The sequence below is a fragment of the Serratia sp. NPDC087055 genome (genome assembly GCF_044900985.1).
Classification (GTDB): domain Bacteria; phylum Pseudomonadota; class Gammaproteobacteria; order Enterobacterales; family Enterobacteriaceae; genus Serratia.
The window spans coordinates 651,727-667,698 of sequence record NZ_JBJDOG010000001.1; the positions used below are offsets into that span (position 1 = coordinate 651,727).

Consider the following 15,972-nt stretch of genomic DNA (forward strand, 5'->3'; position numbering starts at 1 on the left):
CAGCATCAGAGTGAAGGAGGCGGGCGCCGACCCGCATCCTACCCCCAAATACCCCAACGCACCCCGCAGCACATCCCGCCCCATGTTTACGTCATGATTTCTTTTTTATTTTCAGTGAATTGAATTCACATTAAGCCCTGATACTTTAGGGGTAGGCACGACGCTGCCGCCGTTATTCTCCCTCCGTTCTCTTGATCGCAATCAATTTGCCGCCTGAGTCGCCTGAGTAGGCTGGCGGCAGATTGAGCAACGTCGTTCCTTATAACGATAAGATTATAAAAGCCTTCAGGAGAGCTCCGGATGAGCAAGTTTCTAGACCGATTCCGCTATTTTAAGCAGTTGGCGGAACCCTTTTCTGGCGACCATGGCCAGACGCTGAACACCAACCGTGACTGGGAAGACGGCTACCGTAGCCGCTGGCAGCACGATAAAATTGTGCGTTCCACCCATGGGGTGAACTGTACCGGCTCCTGTAGCTGGAAGATTTATGTGAAAAACGGTCTGGTGACCTGGGAAACCCAGCAAACCGATTACCCGCGCACCCGTCCCGACTTGCCAAACCATGAACCACGCGGTTGCCCACGCGGCGCAAGCTACTCCTGGTATCTGTACAGCGCAAACCGACTGAAATACCCACTGATGCGTAAACGCCTGATTAAACTTTGGCGTGAAGCGAAGGCGTTGCACAGCGATCCGGTCGATGCCTGGGGCTCAATCGTCAGTGATGCAGAAAAGTCTAAAAGCTACAAAGTCGCACGCGGACGTGGGGGTTTTGTGCGTTCCAGCTGGCAAGAAGTGAATGAGCTGATCGCCGCGTCCAACGTCTACACCGCCAAAACTTTCGGCCCGGACCGCATTATCGGCTTCTCACCGATCCCGGCAATGTCGATGGTGTCCTACGCCGCCGGCGCCCGTTATCTGTCGCTGATTGGCGGCACCTGCCTGAGCTTCTACGACTGGTACTGCGACTTGCCGCCGGCTTCGCCAATGACCTGGGGCGAGCAGACGGACGTGCCGGAATCGGCCGACTGGTATAACTCTTCCTACATTATCGCCTGGGGCTCCAACGTGCCGCAGACGCGTACCCCGGATGCACACTTCTTCACTGAAGTGCGCTACAAAGGCACCAAAACAGTGGCAGTGACGCCGGACTACGCCGAAGTCGCCAAGCTGTGCGATCAGTGGCTCAATCCGAAGCAGGGCACCGACAGCGCCATGGCGTTGGCGATGGGCCACGTGATGCTCAAAGAGTTCCACCTGGATCGTGAGGTGGGTTATTTCCGTGACTATGTGCGCCGCTACACCGACATGCCGATGCTGGTGATGCTGGAACCGCGCGAAGAGGGGCATTATGCCGCGGGCCGTTTGCTGCGGGCAGCCGACTTGGTTGACGGTTTGGGCCAGGAAAACAATCCAGAGTGGAAAACGGTCGCCGTTGATCAACGCAGCGGTGAATTGGTTGCCCCTCAGGGGTCGATCGGTTTTCGCTGGGGTGAGCAGGGCAAATGGAACCTGGAACAACGTGCCGGTGAAGACGGGCAGGAAGTCGAGTTACAGCTCAGCCTGCTGGGCGCACATGACGATGTGGCAGAGGTCGGCTTCCCGTACTTTGGCGGCATTAAAAGCGGTGGTGCAGAGAGCGAGCACTTCAACAGCGTGGCGCTGGACGAGATCCTGTTGCACAAGCTGCCGGTAAAACGCCTGCGTTTGGCGGATGGCAGTGACGTGCTGGTGACCAGTGTTTACGATTTAACCTTAGCCAATTACGGCCTGGAACGTGGTCTGGGTGATGCCAACTGCGCGGCCAGCTATGACGACATCAAGGCTTATACCCCCGCTTGGGCCGAACAAATCACCGGTGTTTCACGCCAGCATATTATCCGTATTGCCCGCGAGTTTGCCGATAACGCCGAGAAAACCCACGGCCGGTCGATGATTATCGTGGGGGCGGGCGTCAACCATTGGTACCACATGGACATGACCTACCGTGGCCTGATCAATATGTTGATCTTCTGCGGCTGCGTGGGTCAGAGCGGTGGGGGGTGGGCGCACTATGTTGGCCAGGAAAAACTCCGTCCACAGACCGGTTGGTTGCCGCTGGCGTTTGGCCTCGATTGGCAACGGCCACCGCGCCATATGAACAGTACGTCATTCTTCTATAACCACTCCAGCCAGTGGCGCTATGAAACTGTCGGTACCGAAGAGCTGTTGTCGCCGTTGGCGGACAAGTCTCGCTTTGGTGGCAGCCTTATCGATCTCAACGTGCGTGCCGAACGCATGGGCTGGTTGCCATCGGCACCTCAGTTGGGCACCAATCCGCTGCATTTGGCGGCGCAGGCGAAAGCCGCAGGCCAGTCGCCACTGGACTTCACCGTTGAAGGGTTGAAAAAAGGCACCTTGAACTTTGCCGCTGAACAACCGGACAACCCGCAGAACTTCCCGCGTAACCTGTTCGTTTGGCGTTCTAACCTGTTGGGTTCCTCCGGCAAGGGCCACGAGTACATGCTCAAATACCTGCTGGGCACCGAAAATGGGATTCAGGGCAAGGATCTGGGCCACCAGGGTGGGGCAAAACCCGAGGAAGTGGAATGGTTGGATAACGGCGGCGAAGGTAAACTGGATCTGGTGGTCACGCTCGATTTCCGCATGTCCAGCACCTGTCTTTACTCCGATATCGTGCTGCCGACGGCCACCTGGTACGAAAAAGACGACATGAATACCTCGGATATGCATCCGTTTATTCACCCGCTGTCGGCGGCGGTCGATCCTGCCTGGGATTCGAAGAGCGATTGGGAGATCTACAAAGGTATTGCCAAGGCCTTTTCCGAGGTGTGTGTCGGGCATTTGGGCCAAGAAACCGATGTGGTGACCTTGCCAATCCAGCATGACTCTGCTGCCGAGCTGGCACAACCTTATAGCGTCAAAGACTGGAAGAAAGGCGAGTGCGATCTGATCCCCGGTAAAACGGCGCCGCACATCATGGTGGTAGAACGTGATTACCCGGCGACCTATGAGCGTTTCACTTCGCTGGGGCCGCTGCTGGATAAGCTGGGCAATGGCGGGAAAGGGATTAGCTGGAACACCCAGACTGAAGTCGACTTCCTGAAACAACTCAATTACGTGAAGGCCGATGGCGCGGCCGCCGGCCGGCCGAGGATTGATACCGCCATTGATGCTGCCGAAGTGATCCTGGCACTGGCCCCGGAAACCAACGGGCACGTTGCGGTCAAGGCATGGGACGCGCTCGGTAAAATGACCGGTCGTGACCATCGCCATCTGGCGCTGAACAAGGAAGACGAAAAAATCCGCTTCCGCGATATTCAGGCCCAGCCCCGCAAAATTATTTCAAGCCCGACCTGGTCAGGTTTGGAAGACGAACATGTGTCGTATAACGCCTGCTATACCAACGTGCATGAGCTGATCCCATGGCGCACCCTTAGCGGCCGTCAGCAGCTGTATCAGGATCATGAGTGGATGCGTGCCTTTGGCGAGAGCCTGCTGGTGTATCGCCCACCGATTGACACCCGTGCCGCGCAGCCGTTGCTGAACCAGAAGCCGAACGGTAACAAAGAGAAGGCGCTGAACTTCCTGACGCCACACCAGAAATGGGGCATTCACTCCACGTACAGCGACAACCTGCTGATGCTGACCCTGTCGCGCGGCGGGCCAATCGTCTGGATGAGCGAGGAGGACGCCAAAGACCTGGGCATTGAGGATAACGATTGGATCGAAGCCTTTAACGCCAACGGCGCGCTGACGGCGCGGGCGGTGGTCAGCCAACGCATTCCGTCCGGTATGACCATGATGTATCACGCGCAGGAACGCATCGTGAATATTCCTGGCTCGGAAATCACCAGCCAACGCGGGGGTATTCACAATTCGGTGACGCGTGTCTGCCCGAAACCGACCCATATGATTGGCGGCTACGCGCAGCTGGCTTACGGCTTCAACTATTACGGTACCGTCGGCTCTAACCGCGACGAATTCGTGGTGGTGCGCAAGATGAACCGTATCGACTGGTTAGACGGTGAAGGTAACGACGATTCGCAGGGCAGCCAGCAGGAGAAAGTAAAATGAAAATTCGTTCGCAAGTTGGCATGGTGCTGAACCTGGACAAGTGTATCGGTTGCCACACCTGTTCTGTGACCTGCAAGAACGTCTGGACCAGCCGCGAGGGCATGGAATACGCCTGGTTCAACAACGTAGAAAGCAAGCCCGGCGTCGGTTATCCGCACGCCTGGGAAGATCAGGAAAAGTGGAAGGGCGGTTGGATCCGTAAAATCAACGGCAAGCTGGAACCACGTATGGGCAGCCGCGTCGGCCTGTTGTCGAAGATTTTCGCTAACCCGGACGTCCCGGCGCTGGACGATTACTACGAACCCTTCGATTACGATTACCAAAACTTGCATACCGCGCCGCAGGGCAAGCATCAGCCGATCGCCCGTCCGCGATCGCTGATCACCGGCCAGCGCATGAAGAAGATTGAAAATGGCCCAAACTGGGAAGAGATCCTCGGTGGCGAATTCTCCAAGCGTTCGAAGGACAAAAACTTCGACAATATGCAAAAGGAGATGTACGGCCAGTTCGAAAACACCTTCATGATGTATCTGCCGCGCCTGTGCGAGCACTGCCTTAACCCGGCCTGCGTCGCGACCTGCCCAAGTGGCGCTATCTACAAGCGTGGCGAAGACGGCATTGTGCTGATCGATCAGGATAAATGCCGTGGTTGGCGTATGTGCCTGACGGGGTGCCCGTACAAGAAAATCTATTTCAACTGGAAAAGCGGCAAGTCCGAGAAGTGCATCTTCTGCTACCCGCGCATTGAATCCGGCCAGCCAACAGTGTGTTCGGAAACCTGTGTCGGTCGTATCCGTTATCTGGGCGTGCTGTTGTATGACGCCGACCGCATCGAGCAGGCGGCAGCGGCCGAAAACGACAAAGATTTGTACCAAAGTCAGTTGGATATCTTCCTCGATCCCCATGATCCGGCGGTGATTGCCCAGGCGTTGGCCGACGGTATTCCGCAAGGGGTGATCGAATCTGCCCAACAGTCACCGGTCTACAAGATGGCGATGGACTGGAAGCTGGCGCTGCCGTTGCACCCGGAATACCGCACGCTGCCGATGGTGTGGTACGTGCCGCCGTTGTCACCGATTCAATCCGCCGCCGATGCCGGTGAACTGGCGCACAGCGGCGTGCTGCCGGACGTGGAAAGCCTGCGTATCCCGGTGCAATATTTGGCCAATCTGCTGACTGCCGGGGATACCGCTCCAGTGCTGTTGGCGCTCAAGCGCATGCTTGCAATGCGCCACTACAAACGAGCCGAAACCGTTGACGGCGTGCTGGATACCAGCGCACTGGAACAGGTGGGGCTGACCCAGGCACAGGCGCAGGAAATGTATCGTTATCTGGCGATTGCCAACTACGAAGACCGCTTTGTGATCCCGTCCAGCCACCGCGAACTGGCACGTGAAGCTTTCCCTGAAAGCAAAGGCTGCGGCTTTAGCTTTGGCGACGGTTGCCACGGCAGCGACGGTAAATTCAACCTGTTCAACAGTCGTCGCATTGACGCTATTGATGTAAGCCAAAAAACGCCCCGTCAGGAGGATGCCTCATGATCAGCCTGAAAGTGATTGCTCGCCTGCTGGACTACCCGGAACAGGCGCTGTTTGACCACCAACAGGCGCTGGTGGAAGCACTGGAACCGGCCAGCGAACTGGATTTGCACCATAGTGCACAGCTGATCCTGTTTATTCGCCGTTTTTGTGCCCGCCCGCTGTTGGACGTACAGGCCGACTATTGCGAGCTGTTCGACCGGGGGCGTGCCACCTCGCTGCTGTTGTTTGAGCATGTCCATGGCGAATCGCGCGACCGCGGGCAAGCCATGGTCGATTTGATGGCGCAATACCGCGAAGCCGGGCTGGCGATCGACAGCCGTGAACTGCCGGATTTTCTGCCGCTGTATCTGGAGTATCTCGCTAGCCGCAGCAAGGAACAGGCCGCAGGGGGGCTGCAGGATATCGCGCCAATCCTGGCGCTGCTGGGTGCACGGTTACAACAGCGAGAAAGCCCGTATGCGCTGCTGTTTGACCTGCTGCTGGCGTTATCTGGCAGTGAGGTGCAGGCGAAAACGCTGGAATCCCAGGTCGCAAAAGAAGCCCGTGATGACACGCCGCAGGCGCTAGATGCGGTATGGGAGGAGGAACAGGTGCGATTTATTTCTCAGGGCAATTTAGGCGAGCAGGGCTGCGCTTCGGCGCAGCAGGTGGCGCACCAACGGCGTTTTGCCGGTGCGGTTGCGCCGCAATACCTGGACCTGACGGATGCGCTAACCGGAACCAAAGGACGCTAATCATGCAATTTTTAAATCAGTTCTTCTTCGATATTTACCCCTATCTGGCAGGGGCGATTTTCCTGATTGGCAGCTGGCTACGTTACGATTACGGCCAATACACCTGGCGCGCAGGATCCAGCCAGATGCTGGATAAAAAGGGCATGCGCCTGGCCTCCAATCTGTTCCACATCGGTATTTTGGGTATCTTTGCCGGGCATTTCCTTGGCATGCTGACGCCGCACTGGATGTATGAATCCTTCCTGCCGATTGATGTTAAGCAGAAACTGGCCATGATCGCCGGTGGTGCCTGCGGGGTGATGACATTGATCGGCGGTGCTCTGTTGCTGAAACGCCGCCTGACTAACCCACGGGTGCGGGCGACCAGCAGCTTTGGCGACATTATGATCCTGACGCTGTTGGTGGTGCAGGTGTGCCTCGGTCTGCTGACCATTCCGTTCTCCGCCCAACATATGGACGGCAGCGAGATGATGAAACTGGTGGGCTGGGCGCAGGCTGTGGTGACGTTCCACACCGGTGCGTCACAGCATCTGGTGGGTGTTGCCCCTATCTTTAAACTGCATATGGTACTGGGGATGACGCTGTTCGTGCTGTTCCCATTCTGCCGCTTGGTGCATATCTGGAGTGTGCCGGTAGAGTATCTGACTCGCCGTTATCAGTTGGTGCGCAACCGTCGATAGCTGCAGTTTGCCTTCTATTTCACTCAGGTCTGACGGTATCGATAACGGTTTATTTCTCGCAACCTGCTGAATATGCGAGATGTTACGCAGTTCGCTAATTGAACAACGCTTGCTGGTGAAGTAAGCTTTCCCTGCTAACAGACAGCCACAGGAGGTGGGGGATGCGCAGTTTGCCAATTCGATTATCAAATGAAATCGACGATAATCTGAACGATATAGCTAAGCGGCATGGGATGGCGAAAACGGATGTGATCCGCCTGGCTTTTGCGCTAATTAGCATTGCTGACAGGCAGTGGGCGAAGCAAGATGGGTCCTCGCTTGGTATTGTGCGCGAGAACGGTGAGGTGCTGGAGGCGGTGGGTCAGGTCGTGGGGGTTTTCCCATGAAGACCGAAAACCAGAATGCAAAAGTGGATGCAGAAACACTGTATTTGGACCCGACATTAGTGTTCGATGAAATGGAGCGTCTGCGGCTGGCGCGTCAGGTGTTGTGCGGTATCTTCGTTATCAGCGTGGGCGTTTTTGTCGCCCACGCCTACTGGGATCAAAATGAGTCTATCAGGCAGGTGTTCGAGCTGTTGAAGATTGGCGCACTGCCTCTGGTCACACTGGTGATCTCCTTTTACTTCCCTCACAGTCCCACCAGATACTTCCCTCACAGTCCCACCAGATAATGTTTGCCAATTTATGCATTTTTGCTTCCTTGCCGTAAACTTACTATCTCAGTATGGTGACACTTACTGTCGATGGATGTCGGCTATTCGTAAGCTATAAAAACAATCAATAGCCCCTGTATGCGGGCATTTTGGGATTTAAAACCGGGGATGACTCGTCGCTGCCAGTAGCGTAGCGCCGGGAGATCGCTTTATGGATATTCAGGTTAATCAATAACAATAATGACAATACACGCTTTTTCGTCACCTGCGTTGCTGCCTCTGAAGGTCATCGCTACCGGGGCGGCATTACCGCCTAATCGCGTCGAATCCTCCACACTGGACAGGTTGTTGCGTAAGCCTGCCGGTTACGTCGAAAAACGCTCCGGCATCGTTCATCGTTATCACGCGGCTGATGATGCGAGTCAGGCTGAGCTGGCGGTGGCTGCGTTACAGGATGCCTTGGCCCGTTGCAATATCGACGCGCAATCCATCGACTTATTGATTTCCGCGTCTGCGATCTCGGTGCAGGCGCTGCCTTGTACTGCGGCGCACATTCTCAAAATCGCCGGTTTGGCACCCGGTACGGCAGGCTTTGACATTAACAGCAGCTGCGTCAGTTTTATCTCTGCGATGCAAGTGGCTGCCGGTTTGCTCAATACCGGCACCTATAAACGTATTGCGATTATCTCGGCAGATTTGGCCTCGCGCGGCATCGACTGGGATCATGAAGAGTCCTCGCTGATTTTTGGCGATGGCGCGGCTTGTGCCATTGTTGAGCGGGGTGAGGGAACCAGTGGCATTCTGGCAAGCCTGGTGGAAACTTACCCCGAAGGCAGTGAACTGTGTGAGATCCGCGCCGGGGGCACCCGCCGTAATCCACGGGCGGGTATGACCGGCAGCGACTTCCTGTTTCATATGCAAGGTAAACAGCTGTTCCGTCAGGCCTCGGCGTTGATCGAAGACTACCTTGCTTGTCTGCTGGCCGCCAGCGGCCTGACGTTGGCGCAGATCGCCACGGTTGTGCCGCATCAGGCCAGTCATCTGTCACTTGAACATATGCGTAAGCGGCTGCATGTGTCCAGCGAGGTGCTGGTGGACATTTACCGCTATCACGGCAATCAGGTGGCCGCGTCTATTCCCACGGCTCTGCATGCCGCGGTGACCAACGGACGCTTTAACCCTGGGAAGCCGGTGATGCTCATTGGCACCGCCGCCGGGTTATCCCTGGCTGGCATGGTACTGCTGCCGTGAAGGTGTTGGTCACGGGAGCCACCAGTGGGCTGGGCCGCAATGCCGCACAGGGGTTGCTGGACGCAGGCTATCAGGTGCGTGCTACCGGGCGCGATAAGCAAGCCGGCGACGAGCTCAGGCAGTTGGGGGCCGAGTTTAGTCCGTTGGATTTAACGCAGGCCACGGCGGAACAGTGCCGGCAACTGATGGCGGGTTGCGATTGGGTATGGCACTGTGCGGCAAAGTCCTCCCCTTGGGGCAGCAAGGCCGAGTTTTATCAGGCCAATGTGGTTGCCACAGAAAAGCTGGCTGAGGCGGCAGGGGCGTGCGGCGTGCAGCGCTTTATTCATATTTCTACGCCGGCAATTTATTTCGATTTCAAACCTCATCAAGATGTTGAGGAAGGATACCGTGCGCGACGCTTCGCCAATCATTACGCGGCCAGTAAATATGCCGCGGAACAGCGGTTACTGGGGGCCGTGCCGCGCTACCCGCAAACGACCTACGTTATTCTGCGCCCGAGAGGTTTATTCGGCCCACACGACCGAGTGATTGTGCCACGTCTGCTGCAACAGCTGGATCGCGACCGCGGTGTACTGCGCTTGCCCGGCGGAGGGAAAGCACGGCTGGATCTGACCTTTGTACTCAACGTGGTGCATGCGATGGAGCTGGCGAGCCGCCAGCCCCGTTTGCCATCCGGTGCGGTTTACAACATCACAAACCACCAACCGCAGCGGCTGGCGGATATGCTGGATGCGTTGCTGCGTCAGCAGATGGGGGTAGATTATCGGCTACAGTCTGTGCCGTATCCCTTGCTGAGTGTGCTGGCTGGGGGGCTGGAGCTGCTGGCCCGCTTTACCGGCAAAGAGCCCTTGCTCACGCGTTATAGCGTGGCAGCGGTGTATTTCGATATGACGCTTAGCCCGACCCGCGCCATCGAAGAACTGGGCTATTTACCCCGTTATTCGATGCAGGAAGGGATCCGCCTGACCGCTGAGTGGCTTAAACAGCAGGGAGGCGTGACCTATGGCTAAGGTGACGGTGTTTGAAGTGGGGTACTGTACCCACATCGGTTGTATGGCGCTGCGTGGCGCCGGGTTCCGGGTGTGCAAATTCCCGGCGCGCGCTTACCTGCTGGAAGTGGGAGAACGCCGTTGGCTGTGGGACACCGGCTATGCACATTATTTCCAGCAGCAGACAGAGTCCGGCATTTTCCGTATCTACCGGCAGATGACGCCGGTGTATTTCGACGCCAACGCATCCTTGGCGCAACAATTGCGCGCCGCTGGCTATGATGCCAATGATATTCAGGCGTTAATCGTTTCACATTTTCATGCCGATCACGTCGCCGGGCTGCGTGATTTTGCACACCTCGACTTTATCTGTTCCGGTGACGGTTGGCGGAAAACCCGTGAGCTGCGCGGCTTTGCCGCATTAAAACGCGCCTTTATCCCTGGCCTGATCCCAGAAAGCTTTGAGACAAACCTGGCGTTTATCGAAAGTTTTCCTCAGGTCAGTCTGCCAGCGCTGCTGGCCCCCTTCGATCGCGGCTATGCGTTACCGGGCAGCGAAGGGCACATCGTGCTGGTAGATCTGCCGGGACACGCTGCTGGCCATATCGGTGCGTTTATCCTCACCGATAACGGCTGGACGCTGCTCGCCAGCGACGCCGCCTGGTCTCCGTTAAGCTATCAGCAGTTGCGCGGGCCTTCACGGTTGGCCAACCTGGTGATGGAGGATGCCAACGCCTATTACCGCACGCTGGAGCGGCTGAACCAGCTGTGGGCGAGTGGCAACGCCGAGATCCTGCTGTGCCATGAGGGCGACTTATGATCCCGTTAATGACACTGTGGCACTACTTTCGGGCGCGCCGTTTAGCCTTTTCCGATCGCCAGTCTTTGGTGGGATACCAGAACAGGCAGTTAAAACGATTCGCACGGCGCGTCTTGAGCAAAAGCCCGTACTTTAGGCGCTTCAACCGGCAAGCGATAGCCACCTGGCCGCAGATGGACAAGGCGTTGATGATGGCGCAGTTCGATCAAATGAACACGGCCGGGTTGCAACGGGATACGCTGTTGGCCTGCGCGCAGCGCAGCGAAGCCGAGCGGGATTTTACGCCGAAAATCGGGAAATACAGCGTCGGTCTGTCGTCGGGAACATCAGGGCAGCGTGGCATTTTTGTCGTCAGCCCGCGTGAACAGCAGGTTTGGGCCGGAGGCATGCTGGCGAAAATGCTGCCGGACGGTCTGTTTGCCGGTGAGCGCGTTGCGCTGTTTCTGCGGGCGGACAACAACCTGTATCACAGCGTGAACAATCGTTGGCTGAGCCTGGCGTTTTACGATCTCTTTGCGCCTTTTACCCCACAGCTGTCTCGGCTAGAGCAGCAAGCACCGACCATCATTGTCGCACCGGCGCAGGTACTGCGCGCATTGGCGCTGGCGGTGTTAGCCAAACAGATTCGTCTTGAGGTCAAGAAGGTGATTTCGGTGGCGGAGGTGTTGGAAGAACAAGACCGACGTCTGCTTGCGCAGGTCTTTCCCGTGGTGGGGGAGGTGTATCAGGCCACTGAGGGCTTCCTGGCCGCCACGTGTTCGCACGGCACTCTGCATCTGAATGAAGAATTCTTGCATATTGAACCGCAGTGGATCGATGCGCAGCGTTTTACACCGTTGATCACGGACTTTACCCGTAGCACCCAGCCCATTGTTCGCTACCGGCTGGATGACGTGTTGGTCAAACAGACAGAGCCTTGTCCTTGTGGGCAGCCTTCAATGGCGATTGCGCGTATCGAAGGGCGGCGTGACGATCAACTGGTGTTGCCCAATCAGTTTGAACAGCCGCAGGTGGTGTTTGCCGACGTGTGCAGCCGCGTGATTGCCAATGCGTTGCCGCTGACCAGCGATTATCGGCTGATCCAAGAGGGTGAGAAGCAATTGCACCTGATCGCCGACTGTAGCGAGGCCGAGCTGGCACACTGTCAGACGCAGCTGGCCGCATTGTTTGAACAGCAGGGCATTGCCATCGCCAATCTGGAGTGGCAACGGACGGTACAGGCGGTGATGCCGCAGTTTGATCGTAAGAGAAGGCGGATTATCCGCCGGGCGGGTGCATGATGAAGACGGTAGTGTACCGGCTGTGGCAAATGTTGCTGGGCTGGGGATGTGTGGGCGTCGTTTATACTTTAACCGATCGTCTACAAGGAACCGGCACCGTTCTCCCGCCATCGGCAATTGACCGCTGGATCCCGTTTAGCCCGTCAGCCATTTGGTTGTACCTGTCCTTCTTTATCATTGTCCCGCTCGGCTATCTGTTGGCGCCGATTCAGCGGGTCAAATGGCTGAGAGCGGCGATGCAATTGGCCGCCGTGGGCGCAGGAGCGGTATACCTGTTGTGGCCAACCACGTTGGTGTATCCGCAAGACAAGGGCGACGGAATAAGTTCGCAACTGCTGGCGGCCTTGACCCAGGTCGATTCACTGCAAAATTGCCTGCCCTCGCTTCACATGACGCTAACGGTGCTGGCCGTGTGGGCATTGAGCGATAGGCAGCGTAAAGTGAGAACGGCGTTGCTCATGTTATGGGCACTGGCGATCGCGTTTTCCATTCTGCAATTGCGTCGCCATTTGCTGGTTGATCTGGTCAGTGGGGCTCTGTTGGCGTTTATTGCCGGTTGGGTGGTGCAGCGCCTACATAGCGTGCGGCGAAATGCCGTCAAAGGAGAAATAGGATGAGCGAACTGGCGTTGCCAATCGTGTTCATGCTGTTTGTCGTCATTGGCGAGGCGCTGGTGTTGCAGTACGCCCAGCGGCGGCAGGTGAACTGGCACGATCTGGTGTTCAATTTGAACTCCGGTCATATCATGCTGTGGCTGTTTCGCGGGCTGGAGATCACCTGCTATGGCTACGTGGCGGCGCATTTTAGCCTGGGCCTGTTGGATAGCTGGCCACCGGTGCTGATGTGGCTGTTTGCCCTGCTGGCGTGGGACTTCGGCTTTTACTGGTTGCACCGCTTGCACCATTATTTACGGGTACTGTGGGCAGTGCATGTGGTGCATCACCAGGGGGAGCATTTCAATCTCTCGCTGGGGGTGCGAAATTCCTGGTATTCGTCACTTACGTCAATCCCGTTCTTTTTATTATTGGCGCTGCTGGGGGTGCCGTTGTCAGTGTTTGTCACGGTGTCTATCCTGCACTACAGCATTCAGCTGTTTAACCATAATGCGCTAACCCCCAAGCTTGGCCTGTTGGAAAAAATCCTGGTCACGCCGGCGCATCATCGGGTGCATCACGTTAAAGACATGGCCTATTCGAACAAAAATTTTGGTGGCAGCTTTATCTTCTGGGACAAACTGTTCGGTACTTTTTGCCCTAACCTGCCTGAAACGCCCTTTGTGTACGGCGTCAGCGGCGAGAAGCCGTCTGCGAATCCGTTCTGGGCGAGCAATCTTCCTTTCTTGCGTTACTTACGCCTGTCCTGGCGGCCTAAAGTGGCCACGGGGCGTTTCCGTTGCTCGGCGCTGAGCGTGTTCAGCGGCGCGATGCTGCTGTTTACGCTGGTCATTGGTTATGTTTACCAGTACGGCTACGGCTACAGTGACGTGAGCTGGCCGCAAATGGCGTTGTTGGTCCTGCTGGCGTTTGGGTCAATGGCGTTGGGGGGCATGACAGAAGGACATCGCTGGGCGATTGCTGCCTGGTTGCTGATTACGCTGAGTATTCCGCTGTTGTTCATCGGTTATCTTGGGTGGTCGCAGCGCTATTGGCAAATTGCGATGGCCGTTATCGCACTGCACGGTGTTTGCGTGGCATTAGGATGGGGCCGGGCGAAAAAGCCGGTCCCGGCGGGGGTGTCGCATGGCTGATACGCTTCCACCGCTGCGTTTTCCCGCCGATGGAGAACAGGCGTTTCATCGTGCGCTCAAACAGGCCGCGCACGCCTATTTGGTGGGCGACCACCGTTATGCTGACGGCTGGCGGCTGGCCAAAGCGGCACTGCTGCTGGTGCTGTGCTGCGCTTTTTATGTGCTGAGTCTGATGCAGCAACAGCCGTGGGCGTTTTTCGGCTGTTATTTCCTGTTTGTGATGATGGGGATGTTGCTCAACGTGAATGTGAATCACGATGCTTCGCATAATGCCTTTTTGCTCAGCCCCTGGGCCAACCGGCTGGTAGGGCGGTTAGTCACGTTGCCGCTGGGGGTGGATCCGGATTATTGGCGCGTGCGGCACGTGGAGTATCACCACGTTTATGCCAATGTTGAACATTACGATTTGGATACCGAGGAAAATGGCTTCTTTCGCCAAACGCCGTTTCAACGCTGGCGTAAACACATGCGCTATCAGCATCTGTATTGGCCGGTGATTGCCGCACTCTCGCTGCCCTATATCGCCTGGATTTTTGACTGGTCGGATCGCATGGGGAAAACCCCCTTGCATGAGAAGAATATTTTACCGGGGCGCGGCGGTTGGGCCGTGTTTATCCTGTGCAAGATTGGCCATCTGCTGCTGGTGCTGGCCGTACCGCTGGTGTTGTGTCAACAAAATGGCATCAGTTGGCAATGGGTTCTGCTGGCTTATGCACTCAGTCAGATGTGTGCCTCACTGTTGGTGGTGTTTTTGTTGTTGGGCACCCATTGGGCGCAGGCTGAGTTTTACGCTGTGCCGGAAGGCGAAAGCATGCCGCACGGCTGGTATCGACACAATTTTGCTACCGCGTGCGATTGGGAAACCTCGCCGCGTGCGTTACGGCATCTGACCGGCGGGTTGAATTATCATCTGACCCATCATCTGTTCCCCGGTTGGAATCACCGGCATTATCCGGCGCTGGCCGCCATAGTGGCGCAGCTGGCGGCACAGCATGGTATGGACTATCGCTGCATTGGTTACACTGAGCTGCTGGCGCAGCAACAGCAATTCTTACGCCGGATGGGGCAGCCATGACCGCGTTGCGCCCGCTGGCTTTTCAGCGTGATGACTCTGGCCTGCATCGTGCATTGATGCAGGCCGCGCAGCATTACCTGGCCGAAAACCGCGACCACCGTTTTGCGGATAGGGGCATGTTGGCCAAGGTGTTGCTACTGCTGGCGCTGTGTGCGTTTTGTTATGGCCTGAGCCTGCAACAACACAGCTTTTGGGCGTTTTTTGCCTGTTACTTCGGTTTTATTTTTATTGGAATGTTCCTCACGGTAAACGTGGTTCATGATGCGTCGCATAACGCATTTTTCAGGCAACCGTGGGCCAATCGCTGGCTGAATTGCCTGGTGAGCATTCCACTGGGATTAGATCCTGATTGCTGGCGGGTGCGGCACGTTATTTTTCATCATGCACACAACAACATAGAGCATTACGATCCCGATATCGACGCCAACGGCGTACTGCGTCAGACGCCATTCCAGCATTGGCGGCCTTTTATGCGTGCTCAGCGTTTTTACTGGCCGCTGGTGGCTGCAATGACCTTCCCGTATTACATCTGGTTGTTCGATTGGCTGGATCGGGCGGGAAGAACCCGGGTCGCGGCACGAATGGCGCAACGGGGGATCCGTGGCTGGAGTGTGTTTTTGATGGGCAAAACCGCTCATGTGCTGCTGGCGTTGGCGATACCCTGTTACCTGTTGTCGCCAGCGATAGGCGTGGGGCAACTTGTGCTGGTGTATTTGCTGAGCCAGATGCTTTCGTCATTGCTGTTTGTGATGCTGATTATCGGTACCCATTGGGCCAAGGCGAAGTTTTATCAGGCGCCGGCGCAGGGGCCGCTACCGCACGGCTGGTATCATCATGTGTTCGCCACGACGTTTGACTGGTTTCTCCGGCCGCGTTGGCTGGGCTATTGGTTGGGCGGTGCCAATTTGCATCTGACACACCACCTGTTTCCGCATTGGAGTCACCGGCATTACCCGGCCTTGAGCCGTATTATTGCTGAGGTGGCGCCGCGTTTTGGGATCGACTATCGGGTGTTGGCGTTGGGGGAGCTGCTGCATTTGCAACAGCGTTTTCTGAGCGCGATGGGGCGAAAACCGGGGGAGTGATTAGCGTGGGCATTTTACCGCCCACGCTTGCCAGA

General features: G+C 56.6%; 14 protein-coding genes. All 14 read left to right on the plus strand.

Going from position 1 to position 15,972, the window contains the following annotated elements:
- The first annotated feature begins 300 nt into the window (after positions 1–300).
- Complete coding sequence (locus ACI2J2_RS03015; RefSeq protein WP_265553773.1) at positions 301–4,077, plus strand: nitrate reductase subunit alpha; 3,777 nt, start codon at positions 301–303, stop codon at positions 4,075–4,077.
- Positions 4,074–5,618 (plus strand): nitrate reductase subunit beta, encoded by a 1,545-nt coding sequence (gene narH, locus ACI2J2_RS03020; protein WP_209635369.1) that lies wholly within the window; start codon positions 4,074–4,076, stop codon positions 5,616–5,618. The genes ACI2J2_RS03015 and narH overlap by 4 nt, the downstream gene beginning before the upstream one ends.
- Positions 5,615–6,352 (plus strand): nitrate reductase molybdenum cofactor assembly chaperone, encoded by a 738-nt coding sequence (narJ, locus tag ACI2J2_RS03025; RefSeq protein ID WP_404759385.1) that lies wholly within the window; start codon positions 5,615–5,617, stop codon positions 6,350–6,352. Before narH ends, narJ begins: the two co-directional genes overlap by 4 nt.
- Positions 6,353–6,354: 2 nt before the next feature.
- Positions 6,355–7,032, plus strand: coding sequence for a respiratory nitrate reductase subunit gamma (gene narI, locus ACI2J2_RS03030; protein ID WP_265553766.1), 678 nt, complete (start codon positions 6,355–6,357; stop codon positions 7,030–7,032).
- A gap of 161 nt (positions 7,033–7,193) precedes the next feature.
- Positions 7,194–7,418, plus strand: coding sequence for a hypothetical protein (locus tag ACI2J2_RS03035; RefSeq protein ID WP_209635364.1), 225 nt, complete (start codon positions 7,194–7,196; stop codon positions 7,416–7,418).
- Complete coding sequence (locus ACI2J2_RS03040) at positions 7,415–7,705, plus strand: hypothetical protein (RefSeq protein WP_404759386.1); 291 nt, start codon at positions 7,415–7,417, stop codon at positions 7,703–7,705. The genes ACI2J2_RS03035 and ACI2J2_RS03040 overlap by 4 nt, the downstream gene beginning before the upstream one ends.
- Before the next feature lie 222 nt (positions 7,706–7,927).
- Complete coding sequence (locus ACI2J2_RS03045) at positions 7,928–8,938, plus strand: 3-oxoacyl-[acyl-carrier-protein] synthase III C-terminal domain-containing protein (RefSeq protein WP_404759387.1); 1,011 nt, start codon at positions 7,928–7,930, stop codon at positions 8,936–8,938.
- Complete coding sequence (locus tag ACI2J2_RS03050) at positions 8,935–9,951, plus strand: NAD-dependent epimerase/dehydratase family protein (RefSeq protein ID WP_404759388.1); 1,017 nt, start codon at positions 8,935–8,937, stop codon at positions 9,949–9,951. Before ACI2J2_RS03045 ends, ACI2J2_RS03050 begins: the two co-directional genes overlap by 4 nt.
- The gene (locus tag ACI2J2_RS03055) at positions 9,944–10,750 is read left to right on the plus strand and encodes an MBL fold metallo-hydrolase (protein WP_404759389.1); all 807 of its coding nucleotides are present in this window, start codon (positions 9,944–9,946) and stop codon (positions 10,748–10,750) included. Before ACI2J2_RS03050 ends, ACI2J2_RS03055 begins: the two co-directional genes overlap by 8 nt.
- Positions 10,747–12,030, plus strand: a complete 1,284-nt coding sequence (locus ACI2J2_RS03060) for a F390 synthetase-related protein (RefSeq protein ID WP_404759390.1) — start codon at positions 10,747–10,749, stop codon at positions 12,028–12,030. The genes ACI2J2_RS03055 and ACI2J2_RS03060 overlap by 4 nt, the downstream gene beginning before the upstream one ends.
- Complete coding sequence (locus ACI2J2_RS03065) at positions 12,030–12,647, plus strand: phosphatase PAP2 family protein (RefSeq protein WP_209636119.1); 618 nt, start codon at positions 12,030–12,032, stop codon at positions 12,645–12,647. Before ACI2J2_RS03060 ends, ACI2J2_RS03065 begins: the two co-directional genes overlap by 1 nt.
- Positions 12,644–13,777 (plus strand): sterol desaturase family protein, encoded by a 1,134-nt coding sequence (locus tag ACI2J2_RS03070; RefSeq protein WP_404759391.1) that lies wholly within the window; start codon positions 12,644–12,646, stop codon positions 13,775–13,777. The genes ACI2J2_RS03065 and ACI2J2_RS03070 overlap by 4 nt, the downstream gene beginning before the upstream one ends.
- On the plus strand, positions 13,770–14,852 hold the full coding sequence (locus ACI2J2_RS03075; protein WP_404759392.1) for a fatty acid desaturase family protein: 1,083 nt from the start codon (positions 13,770–13,772) through the stop codon (positions 14,850–14,852). The genes ACI2J2_RS03070 and ACI2J2_RS03075 overlap by 8 nt, the downstream gene beginning before the upstream one ends.
- On the plus strand, positions 14,849–15,937 hold the full coding sequence (locus ACI2J2_RS03080) for a fatty acid desaturase family protein (protein WP_404759393.1): 1,089 nt from the start codon (positions 14,849–14,851) through the stop codon (positions 15,935–15,937). Before ACI2J2_RS03075 ends, ACI2J2_RS03080 begins: the two co-directional genes overlap by 4 nt.
- The last annotated feature ends 35 nt before the right edge of the window (positions 15,938–15,972 follow it).

Coding starts and splice junctions, on each gene's coding strand:
- ACI2J2_RS03045 (WP_404759387.1), top strand. CDS start 7,928: ATGACAATACACGCTTTTTCGTCACCTGCGTTGCTGCCTCTGAAGGTC.
- ACI2J2_RS03075 (WP_404759392.1), top strand. CDS start 13,770: ATGGCTGATACGCTTCCACCGCTGCGTTTTCCCGCCGATGGAGAACAG.
- ACI2J2_RS03080 (WP_404759393.1), top strand. CDS start 14,849: ATGACCGCGTTGCGCCCGCTGGCTTTTCAGCGTGATGACTCTGGCCTG.
- ACI2J2_RS03040 (WP_404759386.1), top strand. CDS start 7,415: ATGAAGACCGAAAACCAGAATGCAAAAGTGGATGCAGAAACACTGTAT.
- narJ (WP_404759385.1), top strand. CDS start 5,615: ATGATCAGCCTGAAAGTGATTGCTCGCCTGCTGGACTACCCGGAACAG.
- narI (WP_265553766.1), top strand. CDS start 6,355: ATGCAATTTTTAAATCAGTTCTTCTTCGATATTTACCCCTATCTGGCA.
- ACI2J2_RS03065 (WP_209636119.1), top strand. CDS start 12,030: ATGAAGACGGTAGTGTACCGGCTGTGGCAAATGTTGCTGGGCTGGGGA.
- ACI2J2_RS03070 (WP_404759391.1), top strand. CDS start 12,644: ATGAGCGAACTGGCGTTGCCAATCGTGTTCATGCTGTTTGTCGTCATT.
- narH (WP_209635369.1), top strand. CDS start 4,074: ATGAAAATTCGTTCGCAAGTTGGCATGGTGCTGAACCTGGACAAGTGT.
- ACI2J2_RS03035 (WP_209635364.1), top strand. CDS start 7,194: ATGCGCAGTTTGCCAATTCGATTATCAAATGAAATCGACGATAATCTG.
- ACI2J2_RS03015 (WP_265553773.1), top strand. CDS start 301: ATGAGCAAGTTTCTAGACCGATTCCGCTATTTTAAGCAGTTGGCGGAA.
- ACI2J2_RS03055 (WP_404759389.1), top strand. CDS start 9,944: ATGGCTAAGGTGACGGTGTTTGAAGTGGGGTACTGTACCCACATCGGT.
- ACI2J2_RS03060 (WP_404759390.1), top strand. CDS start 10,747: ATGATCCCGTTAATGACACTGTGGCACTACTTTCGGGCGCGCCGTTTA.